The 24,781-nt window shown below is 72.4% G+C and carries 20 protein-coding genes; 9 read left to right on the forward strand and 11 right to left on the reverse strand.

What is annotated here, in order from left to right; genetic code table 11:
* The first annotated feature begins 118 nt into the window (after positions 1-118).
* Entirely contained in the window at positions 119-781 is a 663-nt protein-coding gene (locus ABT095_RS10240) for a class F sortase (RefSeq protein ID WP_350528886.1), read from the forward strand.
* Here ABT095_RS10240 and ABT095_RS10245 read toward each other — a convergent pair.
* Positions 727-1,491, reverse strand: coding sequence for a sirohydrochlorin chelatase (locus ABT095_RS10245; RefSeq protein WP_350528887.1), 765 nt, complete (start codon positions 1,489-1,491; stop codon positions 727-729). The genes ABT095_RS10240 and ABT095_RS10245 overlap by 55 nt on opposite strands.
* Positions 1,492-1,678: 187 nt before the next feature.
* Between ABT095_RS10245 and ABT095_RS10250 the strand changes: the two genes are divergently transcribed.
* The 4 genes from ABT095_RS10250 to nirD all read left to right on the forward strand — a co-directional run bounded on the left by ABT095_RS10250 (position 1,679) and on the right by nirD (position 8,233).
* The gene (locus tag ABT095_RS10250) at positions 1,679-3,751 is read left to right on the forward strand and encodes a molybdopterin oxidoreductase family protein (RefSeq protein WP_350528888.1); all 2,073 of its coding nucleotides are present in this window, start codon (positions 1,679-1,681) and stop codon (positions 3,749-3,751) included.
* A 212-nt stretch (positions 3,752-3,963) separates the two neighbouring features.
* A complete protein-coding gene (locus ABT095_RS10255; RefSeq protein ID WP_350528889.1) occupies positions 3,964-5,286 on the forward strand; it encodes an NAD(P)/FAD-dependent oxidoreductase in 1,323 nt (440 codons plus the stop codon).
* A complete protein-coding gene (gene nirB / locus ABT095_RS10260) occupies positions 5,283-7,883 on the forward strand; it encodes a nitrite reductase large subunit NirB (RefSeq protein WP_350528890.1) in 2,601 nt (866 codons plus the stop codon). The genes ABT095_RS10255 and nirB overlap by 4 nt, the downstream gene beginning before the upstream one ends.
* Positions 7,880-8,233, forward strand: a complete 354-nt coding sequence (gene nirD / locus ABT095_RS10265) for a nitrite reductase small subunit NirD (protein ID WP_350528891.1) — start codon at positions 7,880-7,882, stop codon at positions 8,231-8,233. Before nirB ends, nirD begins: the two co-directional genes overlap by 4 nt.
* 75 nt (positions 8,234-8,308) lie before the next feature.
* Here the strand turns inward: nirD and ABT095_RS10270 are convergent, their stop codons facing one another.
* Together ABT095_RS10270 and ABT095_RS10275 are read right to left on the reverse strand one after the other, a co-directional pair.
* Entirely contained in the window at positions 8,309-9,283 is a 975-nt protein-coding gene (locus ABT095_RS10270; RefSeq protein WP_350528892.1) for an SGNH/GDSL hydrolase family protein, read from the reverse strand.
* A gap of 41 nt (positions 9,284-9,324) precedes the next feature.
* Complete coding sequence (locus tag ABT095_RS10275; RefSeq protein ID WP_350528893.1) at positions 9,325-10,269, reverse strand: proteasome assembly chaperone family protein; 945 nt, start codon at positions 10,267-10,269, stop codon at positions 9,325-9,327.
* 861 nt (positions 10,270-11,130) lie between these two features.
* On the opposite strand from ABT095_RS10275, the gene ABT095_RS10280 reads away from it, so the two are divergent.
* Positions 11,131-11,850, forward strand: a complete 720-nt coding sequence (locus ABT095_RS10280; RefSeq protein ID WP_350528894.1) for a GNAT family N-acetyltransferase — start codon at positions 11,131-11,133, stop codon at positions 11,848-11,850.
* 92 nt (positions 11,851-11,942) lie between these two features.
* Here the strand turns inward: ABT095_RS10280 and ABT095_RS10285 are convergent, their stop codons facing one another.
* The 6 genes from ABT095_RS10285 to ABT095_RS10310 form a co-directional block, all read right to left on the reverse strand.
* On the reverse strand, positions 11,943-12,446 hold the full coding sequence (locus ABT095_RS10285; RefSeq protein ID WP_350528895.1) for a ribonuclease: 504 nt from the start codon (positions 12,444-12,446) through the stop codon (positions 11,943-11,945).
* Between the two features lie 216 nt (positions 12,447-12,662).
* Entirely contained in the window at positions 12,663-15,371 is a 2,709-nt protein-coding gene (gene ppdK, locus ABT095_RS10290) for a pyruvate, phosphate dikinase (protein WP_350528896.1), read from the reverse strand.
* A 564-nt stretch (positions 15,372-15,935) separates the two neighbouring features.
* Positions 15,936-17,237 carry a tRNA dihydrouridine synthase DusB gene (gene dusB, locus ABT095_RS10295; RefSeq protein WP_350528897.1) on the reverse strand — a complete coding sequence of 434 codons (1,302 nt, stop codon included), beginning with the start codon at positions 17,235-17,237 and terminating at the stop codon, positions 15,936-15,938.
* 139 nt (positions 17,238-17,376) lie between these two features.
* On the reverse strand, positions 17,377-18,309 hold the full coding sequence (locus ABT095_RS10300) for a DUF4097 family beta strand repeat-containing protein (RefSeq protein WP_350528898.1): 933 nt from the start codon (positions 18,307-18,309) through the stop codon (positions 17,377-17,379).
* Entirely contained in the window at positions 18,310-18,954 is a 645-nt protein-coding gene (locus tag ABT095_RS10305) for a response regulator (RefSeq protein WP_350528899.1), read from the reverse strand. It lies immediately after the preceding gene.
* Positions 18,942-20,171 carry a sensor histidine kinase gene (locus ABT095_RS10310; RefSeq protein WP_350528900.1) on the reverse strand — a complete coding sequence of 410 codons (1,230 nt, stop codon included), beginning with the start codon at positions 20,169-20,171 and terminating at the stop codon, positions 18,942-18,944. The genes ABT095_RS10305 and ABT095_RS10310 overlap by 13 nt, the downstream gene beginning before the upstream one ends.
* A gap of 134 nt (positions 20,172-20,305) precedes the next feature.
* On the opposite strand from ABT095_RS10310, the gene ABT095_RS10315 reads away from it, so the two are divergent.
* On the forward strand, positions 20,306-20,752 hold the full coding sequence (locus ABT095_RS10315; RefSeq protein WP_350528901.1) for a hypothetical protein: 447 nt from the start codon (positions 20,306-20,308) through the stop codon (positions 20,750-20,752).
* Between the two features lie 465 nt (positions 20,753-21,217).
* On the opposite strand, the gene ABT095_RS10320 is transcribed toward ABT095_RS10315, so the two are convergent.
* Together ABT095_RS10320 and ABT095_RS10325 are read right to left on the reverse strand one after the other, a co-directional pair.
* On the reverse strand, positions 21,218-21,373 hold the full coding sequence (locus tag ABT095_RS10320; protein ID WP_350528902.1) for a hypothetical protein: 156 nt from the start codon (positions 21,371-21,373) through the stop codon (positions 21,218-21,220).
* A 66-nt stretch (positions 21,374-21,439) separates the two neighbouring features.
* The gene (locus ABT095_RS10325; protein ID WP_350528903.1) at positions 21,440-22,408 is read right to left on the reverse strand and encodes a helix-turn-helix transcriptional regulator; all 969 of its coding nucleotides are present in this window, start codon (positions 22,406-22,408) and stop codon (positions 21,440-21,442) included.
* Between the two features lie 155 nt (positions 22,409-22,563).
* Here ABT095_RS10325 and ABT095_RS10330 point away from each other — a divergent pair, with 155 nt between their 5' ends.
* Both ABT095_RS10330 and ybiA read left to right on the forward strand, forming a co-directional pair.
* A complete protein-coding gene (locus tag ABT095_RS10330) occupies positions 22,564-24,078 on the forward strand; it encodes an MFS transporter (RefSeq protein WP_350528904.1) in 1,515 nt (504 codons plus the stop codon).
* Positions 24,079-24,159: 81 nt separating this feature from the next.
* Positions 24,160-24,747, forward strand: coding sequence for a riboflavin biosynthesis intermediates N-glycosidase (ybiA, locus tag ABT095_RS10335; RefSeq protein ID WP_350528905.1), 588 nt, complete (start codon positions 24,160-24,162; stop codon positions 24,745-24,747).
* The last annotated feature ends 34 nt before the right edge of the window (positions 24,748-24,781 follow it).

Below are 24,781 nucleotides of genomic sequence, written 5' to 3' on the forward strand. Positions count from 1 at the left end.
GCGCGGGGAACTGCGCGAAGCGGTAGGCCGCAGGCCGGTGCCTCCCGTCTCGCGCAGTTCCCCGCGCCCCCGGACAGTGCATCTGATCCTTCTGCCCATCTCTCCGAAGGAGCCCCCGTTGGCCGACCACACCGGCCCTCCCAACACCCTCTTCCGCTGGGCGGTGGGCGCCGCCCTGCTGGGGCTGCTGGTGATCTACCAGTCCGTCGACGACTCTCCCGTCCAGCCCCCGGCCACGGCCGCCGCCGCGCCGGTCGCCGCCCCCGCGCCGAGCGCTCCGGCGGCCCGCCAGAAGGCGAAGGCCTCCCCCACCCTCCCCCGCTCGCGCCCCACCCGCCTGCGGGTGCCGCAGCTCTTCCTCGACGCGCCGTTCACCGAGCTCGGTCTGGCCCCCGGCGGCACCCTGGAGGCCCCCTCCGCGGACGACAAGAACCTGGTCGGCTGGTACCGGGGCGGCGCCGCCCCCGGCGAACGCGGCAGCGCGGTGGTCGCGGGCCACGTCGACACCAGGACCGGCCCGGCCGTCTTCCTGATGCTCCATCTGCTCACGCCGGGCAGCACCGTGGACATCACCCGCGAGGACGGCATCACCGCGACCTTCGTGGTCGACTCCACCCAGACGTACCCCAAGAACGCCTTCCCGGACGCCAAGGTCTACGGCGACACCGAGGACGCCCAGCTCCGCCTGATCACCTGCGGCGGGGCCTACGACAAGAAGCTCAAGGACTACACCGACAACGTGGTGGTCTTCGCCCACCTGCAGTCCTCCCGCACGGACTGACCCAGGACGGCGGCCGCGTAGCGTTCGAGCACCACTCGCACCACCCCCGGGTGCGCACCGAGCGCAGCCGCCGTCACCCGGCCGCCGGCCGCCGCGGCCAGCCGCGCGAAATCCCCGGGCGCGGTGAAGTACCCCGCCACGGCGGCCTCGCCCAGCTCCGCGACGGCCGCCGCCACACTCGGCCCGCTCCCGGTCACGTACCCGGGCCGCACCTCGACCCCGAGCAGCCCCGCCAACAGCCCGGCCTGAGCCGCGACGTCCTCGGCGGCGGCCGGATCCCGCGAACCGGCGGCCGCCAGCACCACCGGTTCGCCGGCCCAGCCGGCCTCCCGCAGCCGGCCGGCCAGTGCCTCGGCCAGCAGCCGGTCCGGCCCGAGCGGCGGCGTCACCACCCCGTGCACCTGGGGCGCTCCGGCCAGCGCCGCCGGTAGGTCCACCCGCAGGTGGTAGCCCCGGCTGAGCAGCAGCGGCACCAGGACGGCGGGCCCGGCCAGCTCGTCCAGGACTTGCGGCAGCAGCGGCCCGTTCAGGCCCAAGTAGGCGAGCCGGACGTCGAGTTCGGGCCGGGCCGACCGGACGGCCGCCGCCAGCCGCCTTACCTCGGCGGCGGCCACCGGATCCCGCGAGCCGTGCGCGACCAGCACCAGGGCGGGGCGCCGGGCGGCGTGCAGCACCCGGACCGGCGGAGCAACCACACAGGAGAGCGTCATCCCGCCACCGTCCCCGCCCGCTGTTTCCCGCCCGTTGCGCGCTCGTCACGACTGCCGCCCGTTCTCCTCTCAGCCCGCCCCTCCCGGCCCGGCCCTCACAGCCGGGCCCACCTGCGGTGAGCCCGGCGTACGCGGCCCGTAACCATCGGGCCGCCACCTTGAAACAGCCCGCCCGCAGGGTGGCTCCATGGACGCCCCCACCGACACCCACTGCCCCTACTGCGCGCTCCAGTGCGGCATGGCCCTGCGCCCGACCACCCGGGGGCCGGTCCCCGTCACGGTGGTCGAGCGGCCCGCCTTCCCGGTCAACCAGGGCGCCCTGTGCGGCAAGGGCGCCAATGCCGCGGCCGTGCTCGACCCCGCCGCCCGGCTGACCACTCCGCTGGTGCGCCGCGACGGCGTGCTGACCCCGGCGAGCTGGCCGGAGGCCCTGGACGCGGTGGCCGCGGGCCTGGCCGGGGCGGCCGCCGCCCACGGCCGCCATGCCGTAGGGGTGTTCGGCGGCGGCGGGCTCACCAACGAGAAGGCCTACCTGCTCGGCAAGTTCGCCCGGGTGGTGCTCGGCACCTCCTCGATCGACTACAACGGCCGGTTCTGCATGTCCTCCGCGGCCGCCGCCGGGGTGCGCGCCTTCGGCACCGACCGCGGCCTGCCCTTCCCGCTCGCCGACATCCCGCACACCAAGTGCCTGATCCTGGTCGGCGCCAACCCGGCCGAGACGATGCCGCCGTTCGTCCGCTACCTGCGCGAACTCCAGGAAGGCGGCGGCACGTTGATCGTGATCGACCCCCGCCGGACCAGAACCGCCGAGCTGGCCGACCTGCACCTCGCGCCCCGCCCCGGCACCGACCTGGCCCTGGCGCTGGGCCTGCTGCACCTGACCGTCGCCGACGGCCGCACCGACGAGACCTTCATCGCCGAACGCACCACCGGCTGGCCCGAGGCCAGGGCCGCCGCGATGGCCCACTGGCCCGAGCACGTGGAGGCCGTCACGGGTGTGCCGCTGCCCCGGCTCCGCACTGCGGCCCGGCTGTTCGGCGAGGCGGAGCGCGCCATGGTGCTCACCGCCCGCGGGCCGGAGCAGCAGGCCAAGGGCACCGACACGGTCAGCGCCTGGATCAACCTCTGCCTGGCCACCGGCAACATGGGCCACCCGTACGCGGGTTACGGCTGCCTGACCGGCCAGGGCAACGGCCAGGGCGGCCGGGAGCACGGCCAGAAGGCGGACCAGCTGCCCGGCTACCGCAAGCTGGACGACCCGGCGGCCCGGGCCCACGTCGCGGCCGTCTGGGGAGTGGACCCGGACAGCCTGCCGGGGCCGGGGCCGAGCGCCTACGAGCTGCTCGACTCGCTGGGCACGGACGTGCGGGCGCTGCTGGTAGCGGGCTCCAACCCCGTGGTGTCGGCGCCGCGTTCGGCCCATGTCGCCGAGCGGCTGCGCTCGCTGGACTTCCTCGCGGTCTGCGACGTGGTGCTCTCCGAGACGGCTCAGCTGGCGGATGTCGTCCTGCCGGTCACCCAGTGGGCCGAGGAGACCGGCACCATGACCAATCTGGAGGGCAGGGTCATCCTGCGCCGCCAGGCCGTCGAACCACCGGCCGGAGTGCGCAGCGACTTGGTCGTACTGCATGAACTGGCCGACCGGCTGGGCGGGTTCGGCAAGGGCTTCCCGACCGAACCGGAGGAGGCCTTCGAGGAGCTGCGGCTGGCCTCCGGCGGCGGGGTGGCCGACTACGCCGGCATCAGCTACCGCCGGATCGCCGCCGAGGACGGCGTCTTCTGGCCCTGCCCGAGCCCCGAACACCCCGGCACGCCGAGACTGTTCCTCGACCGCTTCGCCACCCCGGACGGCCGGGCGCGGTTCACCCCGGTGCAGCACCGCCCGGCGGCGGAGGAGCCCTGCGCCGAGTACCCCGTCCGGCTGACCACCGGCCGGGTCCTGGCCCAGTACCAGTCCGGTGCCCAGACCCGCCGGGTGGCCGCCCTCAACTCGGCCGCCCCCGGCCCCTTCGTGGAACTCCACCCCCACCTGGGCGAGCGGCTCGGCCTGCGCGAGGGCGACCAGGTCGCCGTCGTCAGCCGCCGCGGCCGCGCCGTCGCTCCCGCCCGCCTGACCACCGCCATCCGCCCCGACACCGTCTTCATGCCCTTCCACTGGCCCGGCGAGGGCAACGCCAACCTCCTCACCAACCCCGCCCTCGACCCCACCTCCCGGATGCCCGAGTTCAAATCCTGCGCCGTCCGCCTCGAGCGCCTCTGAACAGGCAGCCAGTTGCACAGTCAGGGGCGCGGGGAACGGCGCGGCCCGCCAAGCACATCGCCGCGCCGGCCGCCTCCGAGCCACTCGCACTACCCCCGGGCGGCTCCGCCGCCCCTCCTCACGGCCCCTCCCCACCCCCGCTGAGCTCGAAGTTCCGGCCGCGAAACAGCCGGAACCCCACCGGGAAACACCGCCCCGGCAAGCTCACAGCCATGACAGCCACCGACACCCCCACCGCCGGCCACCCCGTCGTGGTGGTCGGCGCCGGCCTGGCGGGCCACCGCCTCGCCCAGCAGCTCACGCTGCTCGGCGAGCGCGAGGTGGTGCTGATCAGCGAGGAGCCGCACCCGCCCTACAACCGAGTCCTGCTCGCCGAAGTCCTCGCCGGCCGCTACCACCCAGGCCTCGCCACCCTCGCCGCCCTGCCCCCCGGCATCGCCCACCACCACAGCCGCGTGGTCCGGATCGACCGCCCCCACCGCCGGGTGCTCTGCGACGACGGCGCCGTGATCGAGTACGGCAGCCTCGTCCTGGCCACCGGCAGCAACCCGGTGCTGCCGCCGCTGCGCGGCCTCTTCGAGGACCCGTCGCTGCGCCTGCACACCCGCCAGTACCGCGAACTCCCGTCCGGCGTCTTCACCTTCCGCACCATGACCGACTGCACCGACCTCGACGCCCGGCTGCCGCAGGCCGAGCGCGCGGTGGTGGTCGGCGGCGGCCTGCTCGGCGTGAGCGCGGCCCGCGCCCTGGCCGCCCGCGGCGTCCAGGTGCTGCTCGCCCACCAGGGCGAGCACCTCATGGAGCACCATCTCGACCACCAGGCAGCCGAGTTGCTGCGCCGGCACCTGGCCGCCCAGAAGATCGAGGTGCACACCGAGTGCCGCGTCCGGGCCGTCCTGACCGACGCCGCCCGCACCGTCACCGGGGTCGAGCTCGCCGACGGCTTCCGCCTCGACGCCGAGCTGCTGGTCCTCGCCACCGGGGTCCGCCCCCGCACCGGCCTGGCCCGGGCAGCCGAGCTGACGATCCGTCAAGGAGTTTTGGTGGACGACCAGTTGCGCACCAGTGACCCCCGCATCCACGCCCTCGGCGACTGTGCCGAACACGACGGCGTGGTCTACGGACTGGCCGGCCCGGCCCTGGAGCAGGCCGACGTGCTCGCCCAGGTGCTCAGCCACCGCGCGGCCGCCTACCGGGGCAGCCGCCTGCTCACCCGCCTCACCCTCAACACCCCCCACCCCGCCGAACCCCCGCTCGATCTCGCCACCTTCGGCGTCCCCGAGCCCACCGGGCCCCAGGACAGGGTCGTCCGGCTCGCCGACGGCGGGCGCGGCACCTACCGCAAGGTGATCGTCCGCCGCGACGCCGACGGCGACGACCGCCTGGTCGGCGGCGTGCTGCTCGGCGACCTCGACACCGTCGGCGACCTGGCCCACACCTGGCAGGGCGACGAAGCCCTGACCGCCCACCCGCTCCACCTGCTGACCACCCACAGCACCGCAGGCACCCGCACCCTCGAAGGGACACCCCGATGACCTCCACCACTCGGCCGACAGTCCTGCTCATCGGGTACGGCATGGTCGGCCACCGCTTCCTCGCCGCGCTCGCCGAGGCCGGCGCCGCCGACCGCTACCGCGTCGTCGTGCTCGCCGAGGAGCCCCGCCCGGCCTACGACCGCGTCGCGCTCACCTCCTACTTCTCCGGCCGCACCCCGGAGGACCTGCTGCTCGCCGACGACGGCTTCGCCGCCCAACACGGCTACGAGGTCCGTCTCGCCACCCCCGCCACCGCGATCGACCGCGCCGCCAAGCAGGTCACCACCGCCGACGGCGAGGTGATCGGCTACGACACCCTGGTGCTCGCCACCGGCTCGTACCCGTTCGTGCCGCCGGTCGAGGGCAAGGACGCCGAGGGCTGCTTCGTCTACCGCACCATCGAGGACCTGCGCGCGATCGAGTCGTACGCCGCCGGGGCCAAGGTCGGCGCGGTGGTCGGCGGCGGGCTGCTCGGCCTGGAGGCGGCCGGGGCGCTTCTGGGCCTCGGCCTGGAGACCCACGTGGTGGAGTTCGCGCCCCGGCTGATGCCGGTGCAGGTGGACGGCGCGGGCGGCGAGGCGCTGCGCCGCACCATCGAGGAGATGGGCGTGGTGGTGCACACGGGGGTCGGCACCAACGCCGTGCTGGTCTCCCCCGAGGGCCGGGCCAGTGCGATGACCTTCACCGACGGCACCAGCCTGGACACCGAGCTGGTGGTCTTCTCCGCCGGCGTCCGGCCCCGCGACCAACTGGCCCGGGACTGCGGCCTGACCGTCGGCGAGCGCGGCGGCATCGCGGTGGACGAGCACTGCCGCACCTCGGACAGCGACGTCTACGCGATCGGCGAGTGCGCCCTCGCGGCGGACGGCCGGGTCTACGGCCTGGTCGCCCCCGGCTACGAGATGGCCACCACCGTCGCCCACCAGCTGGCCGGACAGGCCGCCAAGCCCTTCACCGGCGCCGACCTCTCCACCAAGCTCAAGCTGCTCGGTGTGGACGTGGCCAGCTTCGGCGACGCCTTCGGCACTACTGCGGGCGCACTCGACGTGGTCTACTCCGACTCCCGCGCCGGGATCTACAAGAAGCTGGTGGTCACCCCCGAGGGTGCCCTGCTCGGCGGCATCCTGGTCGGCGACGCCGAGGCGTACGCGACGCTGCGCCCGCTCACCGGCACCGGCGAGCCGCTGCCCGTGCCCGCCGAATCGCTCGTCCTGCCCGCCGGGATGGCCCCGCCCCTCTCGCTCGGCGGCTCGGCCCTGCCGGACGACGCGGTGGTCTGCAACTGCCACAACGTCACCAAGGGCCAGATCCGCGGCGCCGTCACCGAGCACAGCTGCACCACCGTGCCGGAGGTGAAGACCTGCACCAAGGCGGGCACCGGCTGCGGCTCCTGCATCAAGCTGCTCTCCACCCTGGTCACCGAGGAGCTGGAGGCCTCCGGCGTCACCGTCGACAAGGGCCTGTGCCCCTGCTTCGAGCACACCCGCGCCGAGCTTTTCGAAATCGTCCAGGTCACCGGCATCGCCACCCACTCCCGGCTGCTCGCCGAGCACGGCCGGCTGCCGGGCGAGGGCTGCGAGGTCTGCAAGCCGACCGTGGCCTCGATCATCGCCTCGCTCGCCCCCGAACTCCCCGCCAGCGGGCACATCCTGGACGGCGAGCAGGCCGCCCTGCAGGACACCAACGACCACTTCCTGGCCAACCTCCAGCGCAACGGCTCCTACTCGGTGGTGCCGCGCATCCCCGGCGGCGAGATCACCCCCGAGAAGCTGATCGTGATCGGCGAGGTGGCCCGCGACTTCGGCCTCTACACCAAGATCACCGGCGGTCAGCGGATCGACCTCTTCGGCGCCAGCGTCGACCAGCTCCCGCAGATCTGGGGCCGCCTGGTCGACGCCGGCTTCGAGTCCGGGCACGCCTACGGCAAGTCACTGCGCACGGTGAAGTCCTGCGTCGGCTCGACCTGGTGCCGGTACGGGGTGCAGGACTCGGTCGCGATGGCGATCCAGCTCGAACTGCGCTACCGCGGGCTGCGCAGCCCGCACAAGCTGAAGTCCGCCGTCTCGGGCTGCGCCCGCGAGTGCGCGGAGGCCCGGGGCAAGGACTTCGGCGTCATCGCCACCTCGAACGGTTGGAACCTCTACGTCGGCGGCAACGGCGGCGCCACCCCCCGGCACGCCGACCTGCTGGCCCAGGACCTCGACGACGAGCAGCTGATCCGCCTGATCGACCGCTTCCTGATGTTCTACATCCGCACGGCCGACCGACTGGAGCGCACCTCCGCCTGGCTGGAGCGGATCGACGGCGGACTCGACCACGTCCGGGACGTGGTGGTGCACGACACTCTCGGCCTGGCCGCCGAGCTGGAGGGCCTGATGGCCCGCCACGTCGGCAACTACCAGGACGAGTGGGCCGCCACCCTGGCCGACCCGGAGCGCCTGAGCCGCTTCGTCTCCTTCGTCAACGCGCCCGGCGTGCCGGACCCGAGCATCCGCTTCACCCCCGAACGGGACCAGGTCAAGCCCGACCTGGCCGTACTGGCCACCGCCGAGGACCTGCTCGCCGGCCTCGACCTCCCCCTCCTGGAGATCCGATGACCACCTCCGCCACGCTCGCCCCGAAGGTAGCGCTGCACACCGACAACGGCTGGCTGCCGGTCTGCGACTGGGACAGCCTGATCCCCGGCCGGGGCGTCGCCGTGCTGCTCCCGGACGGCCGCCAGGCCGCGGTCTTCCGCGACGGCGCCGGCCAGGTGCACGCGCTGGCCAACCGCGATCCGTTCACCGGCGCCTACGTGCTCTCCCGCGGACTGCTCGGCTCGACCCCCGAGGGCCGGGTCTACGTCGCCTCGCCACTGCTCAAGCAGCGCTTCGACCTCGGCACCGGCCAGTGCCTGGACGACCCGGCCGTCCAGATCACCACCCACCAGGCCCGGCTGCAGAACTGACGCCCGCCGGGGGCTCCCTGACGAGACATTGATCACGGCCACCCCCGGCGAGATCTTGATCACGTCGGGGGCGCCTCAGCCGCGGACGGCGGCCAGCACCGCGGCCGCCATCCCCTGCTGGCCCAGGGCGTTGGGGTGCACCGGGGCCAGCCCGGGGTCGGGCAGCGGCGGCTCGACCCAGCGGATACCCGAGCCGGCGCACATGTCGTGCCCGGCCGAGGGGGTGGAGGTGTCCACGTACGCCGCGCCGGCTGCCTTCGCGTGCTCGGCCAGCACCGTGTTGAGCGCCCCCTCCTTCTCGCGGAGGAAGCCCAGGTCACCGGCGCTCACCCCCTGCCCGAGGGTCTGCTCGCAGGCCGCGCCGTCCGCCGGGAGGAGCGCGGGGTACCCGACCACGTACACCTTGGCCCGCGGCGCCCGCTCCCGGATCTGCCGCAGTGCCACGTCCAGCCGGGCGCCGACCGTCTCCACCCGCCGCTGCAGCTCGTCCCGCCCGTTCTCGGTGTAGTGCCGGCGGCACGGCGCGTCGGTGCCCTTGACCAGGCCGAGCACCTGCTTGAGGCCCTGCGCCGCGCACTCGGTGACCACCCCGACGAACCCGGCGTCGTTGCCGCCGATCCCGAGCGTCACCAGCCGCGTCGCGGCCGAGAGGGCATCCAGCTGCGGGCCGTTGGTGCCGCCCGCCGTCCGCTGCGCCGCCGTGAGGTCCGCCGTGGTGGCGCCGCTGCAGCTCACGTCCGTGAAGCCCGCCCCGGACGCCCCGATCGCCCTGGCCACCAGCGAGGGGTAGTTCACCCCGGAGCGGCCACACCCGCTGGGCTCACCGGCCTTGGGCTCGACCCCGAGCCCCGAGGTGTACGAATCGCCCAGCGCCACGTAGGGCCCGGCCGGCTCCGCCTTGGGGCTCGGGCTCGGGGTCGGGGTCGGGCTCGGGTAGGCCGCCTGGTGGCTGGCGGGAGTCTCGGCCCGGGGCGCCGCCGCGCCGGAACACCCGGCCGCCGCCAGCACCCCCGCCAGCCCGAGCAGCAGCCCCGCCCGCCTCACGTCCACGGCCCCTCCGCTGCTCGGCCCCACCCCTACCTACCGCTCCGCTACTCCGTGTCGCGCTCGTGCTCGGCCAGGAACTCCTCGAAGCGCCGCCCCAGCTCCTCCGCCGAGGGCAGGTCGACCGGCTCGGCCAGCAGACTCTCCCGGCCCTCCGACCCGGCCACCGCGTCGTACTGGCTCTCCATCCCCCGGATGGCCGAGCGCAACTCGTCGTCCCCGCGCGCCAACTGCTCCTCGATGTCCGCGTAGACCTCGCCGACCCTGTCCCGCAGCTCGGTGCCGGGCAGCACCAGGCCGCTGGCCGACTGCACGGCCTCCAGGATCAGCACGGCGGCCGCCGGGTAGGCGGAGCGGGCCACGTAGTGCGGCACGTGGACGGCGAAACCCAGCACGTCGTGCCCGGCGTCGGCCAGGCGGTACTCCAGCAGGCCCTGGGCGCTGCCGGGCACCTGGGCCTGGTCGAACCAGCTCGGGTGGCCGGGCGCGAGGTCCAGCCGGTTGCCGTGCGGGGTGAGGCCGACCGGGCGGGTGTGCGGGACACCCATCGGGATGCCGTGGAAGTCCACCGCGAGGCGCACCTCGAAGCGCTCGACCAGCTCACGGACGGCGGCGGCGAACAGCTCCCACTCGGTGTCCGGCTCCGGGCCGGTCAGCAGCAGGAAGGGGGAGCCGACAGAGTCGTGCACCAACCGGAGCAGGATCTCCGGCGGGTCGTAGGAGGTCCACCTGTCCCGGGTGAAGGTCATCACCGGGCGGCGGGCCCGGTAGTCCACCAGGCGGTCGTGGTCGAAACGGGCCACGACCTGCGGCTTTCCGTGCTCCAGCAGGTGCGCGACGACCTGGCCGCCGGCCTCACCGGCGTCCATGAAGCCCTCGAAGTGGTACAGCAGCACCAGCCCGTCACCCTCGGGCCCGGCTGCGGCGTCCGCGGCGACGAGCGCGGCCACGCCCTGCGGCTCCAGCTGGTACAGCTCCTTGGGATCCCGCACTGCGCACCCAACCCCGTTCTGTCTCGTCCGTCGTGTCTTCGGCTGCCGTCCACCCAGGACCAACCGCCTGACCTGGCCTTTCGACCCGCCCTGCCCTTTGGGGCACGGTCGGGCCGTCCGCTCAGTCCAGCGTGCCGGAGGCCGCCGACATTCCCGGTGACTGACGAGGTAACGGAGATGTCCCCGCCCAGGTTCCGGCGCCCGCCTTGCGCCCGGCTTCAGCGGGGTCCGCCCGCCCCGGCACGGCCGCGCCATCATCCCACCCCCCGAAGCCGTCGAATCCGCTGGTGAGCGTGGCCGCCGAGGCCTTACACTGCCGTGGCGACGATCACTCACGGGCTGCTCCGGGCCGCCCGGGAGGCTCTGTCTGGCCCCCGCCGGGGGCACCGAGCAGCCGCACACGGGGGCCCCACCACCCCGTTGGCGCGCCGCGAGGTGACGCACCGCGTTCTGACGGGTATCGTCCTCTCGCTGACCCGCATCGCCGCGCCGTCGTCACGTCGTTCGTCACGCCGTCGTCCCGGCCCGGCACGATACGGTCAGCCACTCGCACCGCACCTTGCCTTCACTTGGCCGCCTGCTTCCCTTCGCGCTCTCTTTCCTCACTCGGCCATATCGCGGACGCACACTGTCCCCTTCGCTCGTCATGCCGGACCGGTCCGATGACCCGTGTCCGCCCGGCACCGAGCTGCCCGCCTCCGGGCGCCTCTCACCGCCGCACGACCGGGCCCTGCCGGCGTGAGCGACCCGCCCCCCACGGCGGGTGGCGGCGCGTAACCGGAGCTGGGGCGAAACGACCACCGCCCTCGTGCCGTCACCTCGGCACAGGGTCCCTCCGACCGCCGAAGGACCGAAGGTTCCGTGCCCGTACCCGTAACCCTCATCGGCCGCACCACGCGGCTGGAGCCCCTCGCCGAGCACCACGCGGAGGCTCTCGCCGAGGCAGGCGCCGAGGATCGTACGACCTACGCCTTCACGCCCGTTCCCCACAGCCTGGAAGCCGCGCAGGAGTACATCGGCCGCGCGCTCGCCGACCAGGCAGCCGGGCGTTCGCTGCCGTTCGCCACGGTCAGCGTCGCTGACAACCGGGTGGTGGGCGCCACCCGGTTCCAGGAGCTCGACTACTGGCAGGGGCCGATGGTCTGGCCCCCGACCCCGGGCGTGCCCCACGGTGACCCGCTGCTGGCCGTGCCGGACGCCGCCGAGATCGGCGGCACCTGGCTCTCGGCCCGTGCCCAGGGCACCGGCATCAACACCGAGGCGAAGCTGCTGATGCTGCGCCACGCCTTCGAGACCTGGGGCGTGCAGCGGATCTCGCTGCGCGCCGACGCTCGGAACCTTCGCTCGCGCACCGCGATCGAGCGTCTGGGCGCGACCTGCGAAGGCGTCCGCCGAGCCCACTCCCGCGGGCTGGACGGCATCGTCCGCTCCACCGCCTTCTACTCCATCCTCGACGAGGAGTGGCCGGCCGTCCGGGACATCATCGAGCTCCGGATCGCCGCCGCCACCTCGCCGAGCGCCCCGGACCCGGCGCTCTCCCAGGAGTGTCTTAGACAGGGCGTCCCGCTGATCCACATCTGATCCACGTCCGAGGCCCGGCCTCGGACGGCACATGTGAAGGCGCCCACCCCCCGCTCAGGGGGTGGGCGCCTTCACGTGTGCCCGGCGTACGCCTAGCAGCGGCCGTCGATCTCCTGGAAGCTCGCGTAGTGGTCGCTGGTCCAGTACTCCTCGCCGACCGAGCCGGTGACGACCCGTCGGGCACCTCGGTCGTCCGAGCCGGGCGTCACCACGGTGTACTCGTGGTAGTAGCCGGTGGCCTGCTTGGGCAGCCGGTTCTCGCGGTTCTCGAAGACGATGCCGTCGTTGCGGTAGGGGTACGGGCCACCCTTGTCGATCAAGGTCAGGGTGTCCCGGGCCTGGCTCGGCAGCTTGCTGCGGCAGACGTCCGCCAGCGAGGGGTTGTTCGGCACCCAGCTGCTCTTCGTGCCGGTCGGCGCTCCCGGCTTGGCCGGGGGCGGCGAGGGCTTGGCGGTGACGCTCCGGGCCGGGCTCGCCGAGCCGGCCGCGGGGGTGCTCGGCTTCGACGAGCCGCCGGAGGAGGCACAGGCGGACGCCCCGAACAGGGCGAGGACAACGATCGCCGGGACGGCGATCAGACGGTTACGGCTGCTCATGCGCCATAGCTTGCCGGACACCTGACCCGCACGGCGAAAAACGGGTCTCCCGGTCTCAGGTACGGGAAACGGCGCCGGGGCGGGAACGGACGCCATTGTCCGTTCCCGCCCCGGCTCCTACGTACGGCGGCTCTCCTGCGCCGAGCTCCGCCGTACGCCCCTCCCCGGTAGGAGGGGAGCGGTCAGCGCTGCAGCACCGATCGGGTCAACCCCCGATCAGCGCGAGTCGCTGCCCGCGGCCTCGAGGGCGGCGCGGCCTGCCTCCAGGCGCGCCACCGGGATGCGGAAGGGAGAGCAGGAGACGTAGTCCAGCCCCACCTCGTGGAAGAAGTGCACCGAGTCCGGGTCACCGCCGTGCTCGCCGCAGACACCGAGCTTGAGGTCCGGGCGGGTGGCCCGGCCGGCCTCGGCGGCCTGCTTGACCAGCGAGCCGACACCGTCGCGGTCGATGGTCTCGAACGGGCTGACGCCGAAGATGCCCTTCTCCAGGTACGCGGTGAAGAAGCTCGCCTCCACGTCGTCCCGGGAGAAGCCCCAGACGGTCTGGGTCAGGTCGTTGGTGCCGAAGGAGAAGAACTCGGCGGCCTCGGCGATCTGACCGGCCGTCACGGCGGCGCGCGGCAGCTCGATCATGGTGCCGAGCTTGATGTCCAGCTCGACGCCGGTGGACTTGGCCACCTCGGCCAGCACCCGCTCGCACTCGTCCTTGACGATCTCCAGCTCCTGGACGGTGCCGACCAGCGGGATCATCACCTCCGGGCGCGGGTCGCCGCCACCGAGCTTGCGCTCGGCCGCCGCCTCGGCGATGGCGCGGACCTGCATCCCGAACAGGCCGGGGATGACCAGGCCCAGGCGCACGCCGCGCAGACCCAGCATCGGGTTCTGCTCGTGCAGCTTGTGCACGGCCTGGAGCAGGCGCAGGTCGTTCTCGTTCGGGTCCTTGCGGGCCTCGGCGAGGGCGACGCGCACCGACAGCTCGGTGATGTTCGGGAGGAACTCGTGCAGCGGCGGGTCCAGCAGACGGACCGTCACCGGGAGCCCGTCCATCGCCTGGAAGAGCTCGACGAAGTCGCCCTTCTGCAGCGGGAGGAGGGTGGAGAGGGCCTGCTCGCGGTCCTTGTCGTTGTCCGCGAGGATCAGGTGCTCGACCTCCTTGCGGCGCTCCTCACCGAGGAACATGTGCTCGGTGCGGCACAGGCCGATGCCCTGGGCGCCGTACCGGCGGGCGCGGTTCGCGTCCTCGGCGTTGTCGGCGTTGGCCCGGACGGCCAGGCGACGGCGGCCGTCGGCGTGCGCCATCAGGCGGTGCACGGCCTGGACCAGGCCGCCCTGGACGTCGGCGCCGGCGTGCAGGGTGCCCTCGAAGTACTCGACCACGGGGGACGGCAGGACGGGCACCTCGCCGATGTACACCTTGCCGGTGCCACCGTCGATCGAGACGACGTCGCCCTCCTCGATGACCAGGCCGTCGGCCGTGACCATCTTGCGGCGCTTGGTGTCGACCTCGAGCTCCTCGGCGCCGCAGACACAGGTCTTGCCCATGCCGCGGGCGACCACTGCCGCGTGCGAGGTCTTGCCACCGCGCGAGGTCAGGATGCCCTCGGCGGCGATCATGCCGTCCAGGTCGTCCGGGTTGGTCTCCCGGCGGACCAGGATGACCTTCTCGCCGGAGCGGGACCACTTGACGGCGGTGTAGGAGTCGAAGACCACCTTGCCGACGGCGGCACCCGGCGAGGCGGCGATGCCGCGGCCGATCTGCTTGGAGGTGGCGTCAGGGGCGAACCGGGGGAACATCAGCTGGGCCAGCTGGCCGCCGGTGACGCGGTGCAGCGCCTCGTCCAGGTCGATCAGGCCCTGGTCGACCAGCTGGACGGCGATCCGGAACGCGGCGGCGGCGGTGCGCTTGCCCACGCGGGTCTGCAGCATCCAGAGCTTGCCGCGCTCGATGGTGAACTCGATGTCGCACAGGTCGCGGTAGTGCGTCTCGAGCTTCTGCATGATCGCCATCAGCTCGTCGTACGACTTCTTGTCGAGCTGCTCGAGGTCGGCCAGCTGGAGGGTGTTGCGGATACCCGCGACCACGTCCTCGCCCTGGGCGTTCTGCAGGTAGTCGCCGTAGACGCCGGCGGTGCCGGTGGAGGGGTCGCGGGTGAAGGCGACACCGGTGCCGGAGTCCTCGCCGAGGTTGCCGAAGACCATCGAGCAGACGTTGACGGCGGTGCCCAGGTCGTTCGGGATCCGCTCCTGGCGGCGGTACAGCCGGGCGCGGTCACCGTTCCAGGAGTGGAAGACGGCGTAGATCGCCAGGTCCATCTGCTCGCGCGGGTCCTGCGGGAAGTCCCGGCCGGTCTCGCTCTTGACGATGCCCTTGAAGGTCTCGACCAGGCCCTTGAGGTCCTCGGCCGTCAGGTCGAGGTCGTTCGCGGTGCCCTTGGACTCCTTGAGGTGGTCCAGGGCCTCCTCGAAGAGCTCGCCGTCGACGCCCAGCACGGTCTTGCCGAACATCTGGACCAGGCGACGGTAGGAGTCCCAGGCGAACCGCTCGTTGCCGGCCTGCGCCGCGAGGCCCTGCACGGAGGCGTCGGACAGGCCGATGTTGAGGACGGTGTCCATCATGCCGGGCATGGAGAACTTCGCACCGGAGCGGACGGAGACCAGCAGCGGGTTGTCCGCCTGGCCCAGCTTCTTGCCCATCTCCTGCTCGAGGGAGACGAGGTGCTCGGTGATCTCGGCGTGCAGCGAGGAGGGCTCGCTACCGGTCTCCAGGAAGACCTTGCAGGCCTCGGTCGTGATGGTGAACCCCGGAGGTACGGGGAGGCCCAGGTTGGTCATCTCGGCGAGGTTGGCACCCTTACCGCCAAGAAGGTCCTTGAGGTCCTTGTTTCCTTCAGTGAAGGAGTAAACAAACTTCTGCTCGGACGGCACGGGTCGGTCTCCTCGTACGCGGTTGCCCTGACGCCGGAGAACATACCCATTTCGAAGGCACTTTCGCGCTACTGATAGGCCCTACGAATCTCACAGTGGGCACAGACCCAACAGATCGAATGCCCGTCAGGGCGTTCACCTCTGTTGGCGAAATCGTCCGGCTGACGTTAGATACCGTTCAAGTAGTGAAGGCATTGAAACGCCAAGATCACACGAACCGGACAGAGAGTGACGGCCTGAGGTCCGCCATGTTGCTCCGGGTTGATTTCCTGCAGCCAGCCGGGCCGATCCGCCGCGAAGCCCTTCGGGAAGCGATTTAGGACCTGTTGTCCAACGAACCCACCTGACCAGCCGTCAATCGCCACGATATGTGGCCAGCGTCACGGGCGCATCTCAGCCGTTGAGCCGAGCCGATCTCAGCACTTTGTCACCTTGCGTCGACACTCTGTCAGCTCAGCGTAAGCAAAATCTGCCAGAAAGGAGCCCTCTTGGCCAGACTGTCCAAGAGGGCTGGGACGGACCGTCGATCCGCCCCCGGGGGCCGAATTCGCCCATTCGTCCTACTCAGCCGCCGGATGTGTCCAACTCGGCGTCAATGCTCGGCAGGGCGCAGTCGTACGGATCGTCCAACCACCCCTCCGGGAGGACCACCCGGTTGTTCCCACTCGTCCGACCCCGGGGGCCGTCCGCCCCGGCGGGCCAGAGCTGGGTCTGCTCCACCTGGGCGAGGGACTCCGCCAGCTCGGCGAGCGAGCTCGACATCGCCAGCTTCACCCGCAGCTCGGACCCGACCGAGAATCCCTTGGTGTACCAGGCCACGTGCTTGCGGAAATCGACCACGCCACGCGATTCGTCCCCCATCCACTCACCGAGCAGCTGGGCGTGCCGGACCATCGCCCTGGCCACGTCGGCGAAGGCCGGGCGGGCGTAGTCCACCTCGCCCTCGAAGATCGAGACCAGATCCTTGAACAGCCACGGGCGCCCCAGGCAGCCGCGGCCGACCACCACACCGTCGCAGCCCGTTTCGCGCATCATCCGCACGGCGTCCTCGGCCGACCAGATGTCCCCGTTGCCCAGGACGGGGATCTCGGCCGGCACCGACTCGCGCAGCCGGGCGATCGCCGACCAGTCCGCCGTACCGCCGTAGTGCTGCGCCGCCGTCCGCCCGTGCAGCGCGATCGCCGAGACACCTTCTTCGGCGCCGATCCGCCCAGCGTCCAGGTAGGTGAGGTGGTCGTCGTCGATGCCCTTGCGCATCTTCATCGTGACGGGGAGATCGCCCGCGTTGCCGACGGCCTCGCGCAGGATCTCGCGCAGCAGGTTCCGCTTGTACGGCAGCGCGGAGCCGCCGCCCTTGCGGGTGACCTTGGGGACGGGGCAGCCGAAGTTGAGGTCGATGTGGTCCGCCAGGCCCTCGTCGGCGATCATCCGGGCCGCCTTGCCGACCGTCGCCGGGTCCACCCCGTAGAGCTGGATCGACCGGGGCTTCTCGCTCGGGTCGAAGTGGATCAGCTGCATGGTCTTGGCATTCCGCTCGACCAGCGCCCGGGTGGTGATCATCTCGGACACGTACAGGCCCTTGCCGCCATTCTGCTCCCGGCACAGCGTGCGGAAGGGAGCGTTGGTGATCCCGGCCATCGGGGCCAGCACCACCGGCGGCCACACCTCCAGCGGGCCGATGGTCAGCGGCCGGAACTCGCCGACGGGCTCGGTGGCGGGGGCGGTGGCCGGGGTTGTGGCGGCCCGGGTTGTGGCGGCCCGGGTTGTGGCGGCCTGGATTGTGGCGGTGGCGGTGACAGGGGCGGCAGCCGGCTCGGGAGTGAGCTCAGCGGCGGGGGCTGGCGTGGGGGCGGGCGCGGTGGTCATGCGTGGTGGTCCTCAACGGGTGGGCGGCGCGGCGGCGCGGGGCTCTTCATTGTCCCCCACCTGGCGCAGTGGCCGTGGGCGCAGTGAGTGGCCGTGGGTGTGAAGGTCGGGGCGGCGGGATCGGTGGGGGCGGGTGGGCTCAGTGGGGCTGGGTGGGCTCGGTGGATTGGCTGAGCCCGGTGGTTTGGCTGGGCCCGGTGGATTGGCTGGGCTCGCTGGTCGGCCGGGTGGTGGGGGTGGCGGGGACAGTGGGCTCGGTGGTCGGGGTGGTGGACACGGAGCTGGAGTCGGCGGCAGCACCGGGCGGCGTCGGGAGGACTTCGACGTCACCCGAGGTGAGCGACACGTCGATGTGGCGGGGCGACCCGGTGCTGTTCAGGCTCGGGTCGACCATCCAGGAGCCGGAGGTGGTGTGGCCGTCCACCCGGTACCCGACGCCGTCGGGTGGGACGGAGACCCGGACCGTGCCGGAGGTCGCCGTCGCGGTGACGCTCTGCGGCGGCTTGGCGAATCCGAGGTCGATCCGACCGGAACTCACCGCGGCCTGCACCTGGGAGGAGCCCAGGCCGGTACCGATGATTTCGCCGGAGGTGCACTGGGCCCAGACCTGGCCACTCAGCCCGTGCAGCACCACCTGCCCGGACTGTGCCTGAGCCCGGACCTTCCCAGAAGTACCGGTCACCTCGGTGGCCCCGGAGCCGCTGAGCGTCTGCACCGAGGTCTGGGCCGGTACCTGGACGGTCAGCGAGACCGAGCAGAGGTTGGTCACGAACGGGGTGCGGCACTGGGCCTTGATCTTCAGGGTCTGGCCGACCAGGCGCAGGCTGACCGCCGGCTTCCGGATCGCCCACTCCATGGACTCCTGCACCGTGACCCGGTCCGCCGCCCCGGCAGCGATCTTGACGTCCGCGCCTCCACCGTCCACCTCCACCGCCGCGACGGGCTGCCAGTACACGTGCTGCTCCCGTTGGCTCTGGCTGGCCAGCCAGCTCCAGGTGCCGACCGCGCCGACCAGGACGGCCGCCACCAGCAGCACCCGCCCGATGCTCCGCCAGACCGCCCGCTCGGACACCTACTCCACCTCCAGGAACCGGAGCACGGCCAGCACCCGCCGGTGGGTGGCATCGGCCGGAGGCAGGTCGAGCTTGGTGAAGATGCTGTTGATGTGCTTGGCCACGGCGCTGTCGCTGATGATCAGGGCACCGGCGATGGCCGTGTTGGAGTGGCCCTGCGCCATCAGTGCCAGTACGTCCCGCTCCCTGGGGGTGAGACGCTCGAGCGGGTCGCTGTGGCGACGGATCAGCAGCTGGGCCACCACCTCCGGATCCAGCGCGGTGCCGCCCTCGGCGACCCGCTGCAGCGCTTCGACGAACTCGTCCACGTTGGCCACCCGCTCCTTGAGCAGGTAACCCACTCCGCTGGTGTTGCCGGCGAGCAGATCGGCGGCGTACCGCTCCTCCACGTACTGGGAGAGCAGGAGGACCGCGACCTCGGGCCACTGCCTCCTGATCATCAGCGCGGCCCGGACACCCTCATCGGTAAGGCCGGGCGGCATCCGGACGTCCGTCACGACCACGTCGGGAGCGTGCTCCTCGACGGCGGCCAGCAGCGCCTCGGCGTCGCCCACGGCGGCGACCACCTCGTAGCCGACCGCCTCCAGGACCTTGACCAGGCCCACTCGAAGCAGGACCGAGTCCTCGGCGATCACAGCTCGCACGGCAACTCCACAGTAATAATCGTCGGACCCCCGAGGGGGCTGGATATGGCGAGGGTGCCGTCCACCGAGGCCGCGCGTTTTCGCAGCCCGACCAGGCCCGTCCCCCGCGTCGGGTCGGCACCACCGACGCCGTCGTCGGTCAGCACGATGCGCAGCCGCCCCTGGTGCTGGCGGAGGGAGAGCTCCACCCGGGAGGCCTTGGCGTGTTTGGCCACATTGGCCAGGGCCTCGGAGACGGTGAAGTAGGCGACCGCCTCGATGGTGGGCGCCAGCCGCTCGGGCAGCTCGGCCGTCAGCCGCACCGGGACCGGGGACCGCGCGGCGATCCCGGAGAGCGCCGCGTCCAACCCCCTGTCCTCCAGGACCACCGGGTGCAGCCCGCGGACCAGGTCTCGAAGCTCGACGATGGCGGCCTGGGCCTCCTCGTGCGCCTCGACGATCACCTGCATGGCTTCGGGCGGCACGTCTTTCAAGGTGCGGCGGGCCAGGCCGAGGTTCATCGCGAGGGAGACCAGGCGCTGCTGGGCCCCGTCGTGCAGATCCCGCTCGATCCGGCGGCGCTCGGCATCGGCCGCGTCCACCACGCCGGCCCGGCTCTCGGCCAAGTCCTCGACCCGACGGGCCAGCACCTCGGCTCGGTTGGGGCCGAGCAGCGAGACGGCGGCCAGCTCGTCGAACCGGGCCAGCCAGTGGGCCAGCCACGGGACGGCCCACAGGAGCAGCAGGCCGCAGAGCGTGATCGCCGCATCGTCGGTGGTCCAGGCGGCACCGGATCTCAGCGTGCTGCCGCGCGGCATCGCGAAGGCCCAGCCGTAGACCGTGGCCATCAGCAGGCCCGAACCCGCCCCGGCCAACACTGCGGCACCGGCGAGGGTGAGGCTCGGGGCGACCAGGAAGTGGTACAGCGCCTGCCGCCAGACCAGCCCTGCCCGCAGCCGGGCCAGCCACCTGGCGTCGGTGCCCACCCGGCTGGGCACCTTCACGCCTCGCAGGGCGCGGAGGCGACTGCGCTGAGCCGTCGTCAGGAGATCCAGGCAGACGACCAGCAGCAGCGCTGCGGGGAGGAAGCTCTTCTTGCCCATGAGACAGGCCAGGACGGCCGGCAGCCCGAGGGGCAGCCCGGCCGCGATGAACAGGGCATCACGCCGAGCAGCCACCGACCACGGGGCGTGCTCGGCACCCCGGGCGAGCACGCGGCGGAGAGCGGAGATCGACATGCGGGACAGCCTAGGACCCCTGCTCAGCGCCTGACCATGAACCCAGGTACCCACTTGGGGTGTACCTAGGTACACCCCAAAGACGGCAGCAGGCGCTACCGACAGACCCTCAGATTTTCGCGAGCCTTGTGGACATGACGACGAGGACACCGCAGACCGGGGCTGACCTGACGCCCCTCCCCACCCACCACCCGACTGGCCCGGCGGCCCCGGCCCGGGGCCCCTGGTCGGTCCGGCTCACCCACCAGCGCGGGGCCCGGGCCGCCCTGGAGGTCTATGAGCAGGGCGAGTTGCTGGACGTCATGGTGGCGTCCGCCCTCAGCCCGGACCTGCTGCGCGGCGCCCGGCACTGCGAGCTTTCCGACGGCCGGAGCGGCTTCGCCTGGGGCCGGCTGACCGCCGCCGTGGGCCACCCCCGCGTCACCTTCACCACGGGGCGGCTGAAGCGGCTCCACCTCCCCACCGAGGTGCTGCCCCTGGCCGGCGAGTTCTGGCTCGCCTGGGCCGAGGGCCAGTGCGACGGCGTGCAGGTCGAGCTCCCCACCGGAGCCGTGGAGCGGCTGCGTACCCGTCGGATATGACGGCCGACTCGGGCCGGCCGTCCGCCTTCGCGCCGCAGCTCCACCGGCCGGCCGCACCACAGCACGACAAGCCCTACACAGCCGACGGTCAACGGTCCTCCGCCACAGTGGCGGCACCACCGTCCGGCTCCACCCGCCGCCACCGGCGGCCGACTCGCGAGGGAGGCGAGCAGCATGCAGCACGTACACGGGGTGACGGAGGTGAGAGAAGCGCGGGCGGGGGCAGCGGTCAGCATGCCGCGGGGCGGTCGGTCGGCGCCTCGCCGCACCGGTGAGGAGCAGATCCAGCGGCTGCTGCTGGCCTGCGGCCTGTTGCTGGTGCCGTGGTTGACCCTGCTGGCCAGTCTCCCGGGTGACGGCGGCTGGGCCGTGCTCGACGCCGCCGAGGCCACCGCCCTCATCACCACGGCCGCCCTGCTCCGCCGGGGCGGCGACACCCACCGCTGGCCTGCGGCCCTCGCCGCGCTACTGCTCCTGGCCGACGCCTGGTACGACCTGCGAGCCGCCGCGCCCGGCGCCGAGTTGGCCACGGCCGTCGCGATGGCCCTCTGCGCCGAGCTCCCGCTGGCCTGGCTCTGCGCGGTGCTCGCCCTGGGCGGTCTCGCCCCCAACGCTCTTCATCCCAGCACCATCACCCCGGCCCGGCCGTTCACCCCGCCCCGGACGCTCACCCCGGCCGACGCACCGTCAGACTTCCCGCTCCGCCGTCACCTCTCGGTGGCGCTGTCCGGCCTGACCGCCCTCTCCGGCTTGACCGCGCTCTCCAGCTTGACCGCTCTCTCCGACATGACCGTCCCCTCCCGTCTGACCGTCCGCCTCGCCGGAGTCGAACAGTTCCATCTGAGCGCGGGTCTCCTCGTCCGCCGGGGTGTAGGTGATCAGCCGGGTGCCGCCGTTGGGGCCGAGCCAGAGGTTGGTGTAGTCGAAGCGGAGCAGCCCCGCACCGGGGATCAGAAACCGCTTCATGCCGTTCCCCAGTCCCTCGACCTCGTGCCGGGCCCAGAGCGCCTCGAACTCGGGCGAGACCTGGCAGAGCCGGTCCAACAGCTCCGTCCAGACCCGCTCGGAGCCGTGGTCCGCCAGCCCGGCACGGAACCGGGCGACGATCGAGGCCCGCGCCTCGTCCCGGTCCACCAGTACCGAGGAGAAGTAGGAGTCGGTGAAGGCCAGCCAGAGGACGTTCCGTTCCTCGAACGGCATCGCGTCGAGGTCCCCGACGATCATCTTGTACGCCCGGTTGTAGGCCACGATGTCGTACCGGCGGTTGACCACCGCCGCGGCCATCGGATTGATCTGCTCGAGCAGCAGGCGGACGGCCGGGGTGACGGTCGGGCAGTCGTACACCGGCGTCGGATCCTCGGCCCCGGCCAGTGCGAAGAGGTGCGCGCGCTCGTTCCGGTCCAACAGCAGGGTCCGCGCCACCGAGTCCAGCACCTGGGCGGACACCTGGATCGGTCGTCCCTGCTCGAGCCAGGTATACCAAGTCACCCCCACGGCGGCGAGCAGCGCTACCTCCTCGCGGCGTAGCCCCGGCGTGCGGCGGCGTCCGGTCGGCGGGAGCCCGACCTGCTCCGGCGAGATCCGCTCCCGACGGCTCCGGAGGAACGACGCCAGCTCATGACGACGGCTGTCGGCCAGGGCACGACTGTCCGCCAAGGTACGGCTGTCCGCCAAGGCGCGGCTGTCAGCGGAAGCAGTAGAGGTGGCCATGTGCCAAGCATGCGCCATCGCGAAGCCTGTTGCCAGGTAGTCCTTATACCTGGATAAACACTGTCTGGTACCAGGGTAAGAAAGGGCGGATCGTAGTGGCCGTGACCCAGCAGACGACGCTCACGAAGCCGACACCCAGGGTGGCACGACCCGCCGCCGCCTCCGCCGCCCCCACCGCTGCCTCCCCCTCCGCCGCCGCGACTCCCACCCCACTGACCATCAGCCTCAGCGTGGCCGGTCTCGTCACCGTTCTGCTCGGTGCGTTCCTGCCGATGCTCGACTTCTTCATCGTCAATGTCGCCCTCCCCACCATCGACCGGGACTTGGGGGCCGGGCCCGCCGTCCTGGAGCTGGTGGCGGCGGGGTACGGCATCGCTTTCGCCGTGCTGCTGGTGCTCGGTGGCCGGCTCGGTGACACCTTCGGTCGCAAGCGGCTGTTCATCGCGGGGGCCGGCGCCTTCGCGGTCACCTCACTGCTCTGCGGCATCGCCCCCACCGCCTGGACCTTGGTGGCGGCCCGCGCGGCCCAGGGTGCCTCGGCGGCCCTGCTGCTCCCCCAGGTGCTGGCCACCATCACGGCCATCGGCCACGGGCCGCAGCGGGCCAGGGCGCTCAGCATCTACGGCGCGGTCGGCGGCATCTCCGTGGTGATCGGGCAGGTGCTCGGCGGCATGCTGGTCGCGGCCGACCTGTTCGGCAGCGGCTGGCGCGCGGTCTTCCTGCTCAACGTGCCGTTCGCCCTACTCACCATGGTGCTGGCGTACTTCTTCGTCCCGGAGACCCGTTCGCCCCAGGCCGCCCGGGTCGACCTGCCCGGCACCGTCCTGCTCACCGCCACCCTGCTCTCGCTCCTGGTGCCGCTGATGGAGGGCCGGGCGATGGGCTGGCCGCTCTGGTCCTGGCTCCTGCTCGGCGCCTCCCCCTTCCTCGGCGCGGCCTTCCTCCTCACCGAGCGCCGGATAGAGCAGCGCAGCGAGCAGACCTCGGACGGCAGGATGCCGCTGGTGCCCCTGACGCTCCTTCGGATACCCGAGATGCGGCGCGGGCTGGGCATCGCGCTCCCCTACTTCACCGGGTTCGGCGGGTTCATGTTCGTGGTCGCGGTGATGCTCCAGCAGGGGCTGCGGCTCGGGCCGGTGGCCGCCGGTTGGGCGCTGGTGCCGATGGCTGTCGGGTACTTCTCCGCCTCGCTCAGCGGCCCTCGGCTGATCAGCAGGTTCGGCAGCCGGGTGATCACGGTCGGCGCCGTCGTCCAGGGGCTTGGGCTGGCGGCGCTGGTGGCCACGGTCCTGGCCGACTGGGCGCACTTCTCCGCGCTGCGGATGCTCCCCGGGGTCGCCCTCGCCGGGATCGGCCAGGGCCTGATCGGCACCCCGCTGTTCCGGGTGGTCCTGTCCAAGGTGCCGGTGGCCCGGGCCGGGGTCGGGAGCGGGGTGCTGGCCACCACCCAGCAGTCCAGCCTCGCGCTCGGCGTCGCCACCCTCGGCACCCTCTTCGTCTCGCTCGCCCCCACCCTCGGTATGGCCCACGCCCTCGCCCTGGTGCTGACGATCCAGCTGACCGGTTCCGCCGCCGTCTTCATCCTCAGCCGCCGCCTTCCCCGCACCATCGGCTGACCCCGCCATCGGCTGACCCCGCCACCAGCTCGCCGTCGGAAATCAGTGGGCGCTGTCAGTAGTTAATGTCAGGATGACGATATGAGCACTGCACACCCCGTCCAGCCCATCCACCCCGCCGACACCCGCAACCGTGAAGAGCTGACCGCCCTGGTGGCCGCAGGCGCTCAGCCGAAGTACCTGCACTTCTGGGGCCACCAGCCCCAGCGGGACGGGCAGATCGGATCCGGATCGCTCAGCCAGTGGTGGCCGGCCGAGTTCACCGTCGACGGGGTCACCTACTCGAGCGCCGAGCACTGGATGATGGCGGGCAAGGCCCGGCTGTTCGGTGACGAGCAGGTGCTCCCCCGCATCCTCTCCGCCCGGACGCCGGCCGAGGCCAAGAAGCTCGGGCGGCTGGTCGCCGGCTTCGACGACAAGCGTTGGGAGGCCGCCCGCTTCGAGTTGGTGGTCGAGGGCAATATCGCCAAGTTCGGGCAGGACGAAGCACTGCGCACCTACCTCCTCGGCACCAGTCAGCGCGTCCTGGTCGAGGCCAGCCCGCGGGACCGCCTCTGGGGCATCGGCCTCGTCGCCACCGACGCACGCGCCGCCGACCCGGCCCAGTGGCGAGGCCTCAACCTCCTCGGATTCGCCCTAATGGAGGCCCGCTCCCGCCTGGCCCAGTAGCCCAAGCCCGGGCACCGACCCCGAGCCCAAGCCC

It is taken from the genome of Kitasatospora sp. NPDC002227 (assembly GCF_040296285.1).
In the GTDB taxonomy this organism is placed as follows: domain Bacteria; phylum Actinomycetota; class Actinomycetes; order Streptomycetales; family Streptomycetaceae; genus Kitasatospora.

Coding starts and splice junctions, on each gene's coding strand:
- ABT095_RS10245 (WP_350528887.1), bottom strand. CDS start 1,491: ATGACGCTCTCCTGTGTGGTTGCTCCGCCGGTCCGGGTGCTGCACGCC.
- ABT095_RS10250 (WP_350528888.1), top strand. CDS start 1,679: ATGGACGCCCCCACCGACACCCACTGCCCCTACTGCGCGCTCCAGTGC.
- ABT095_RS10255 (WP_350528889.1), top strand. CDS start 3,964: ATGACAGCCACCGACACCCCCACCGCCGGCCACCCCGTCGTGGTGGTC.
- nirB (WP_350528890.1), top strand. CDS start 5,283: ATGACCTCCACCACTCGGCCGACAGTCCTGCTCATCGGGTACGGCATG.
- nirD (WP_350528891.1), top strand. CDS start 7,880: ATGACCACCTCCGCCACGCTCGCCCCGAAGGTAGCGCTGCACACCGAC.
- ABT095_RS10285 (WP_350528895.1), bottom strand. CDS start 12,446: ATGAGCAGCCGTAACCGTCTGATCGCCGTCCCGGCGATCGTTGTCCTC.
- dusB (WP_350528897.1), bottom strand. CDS start 17,237: ATGACCACCGCGCCCGCCCCCACGCCAGCCCCCGCCGCTGAGCTCACT.
- ABT095_RS10310 (WP_350528900.1), bottom strand. CDS start 20,171: ATGTCGATCTCCGCTCTCCGCCGCGTGCTCGCCCGGGGTGCCGAGCAC.
- ABT095_RS10315 (WP_350528901.1), top strand. CDS start 20,306: ATGACGACGAGGACACCGCAGACCGGGGCTGACCTGACGCCCCTCCCC.
- ABT095_RS10320 (WP_350528902.1), bottom strand. CDS start 21,373: ATGAAGAGCGTTGGGGGCGAGACCGCCCAGGGCGAGCACCGCGCAGAG.
- ybiA (WP_350528905.1), top strand. CDS start 24,160: ATGAGCACTGCACACCCCGTCCAGCCCATCCACCCCGCCGACACCCGC.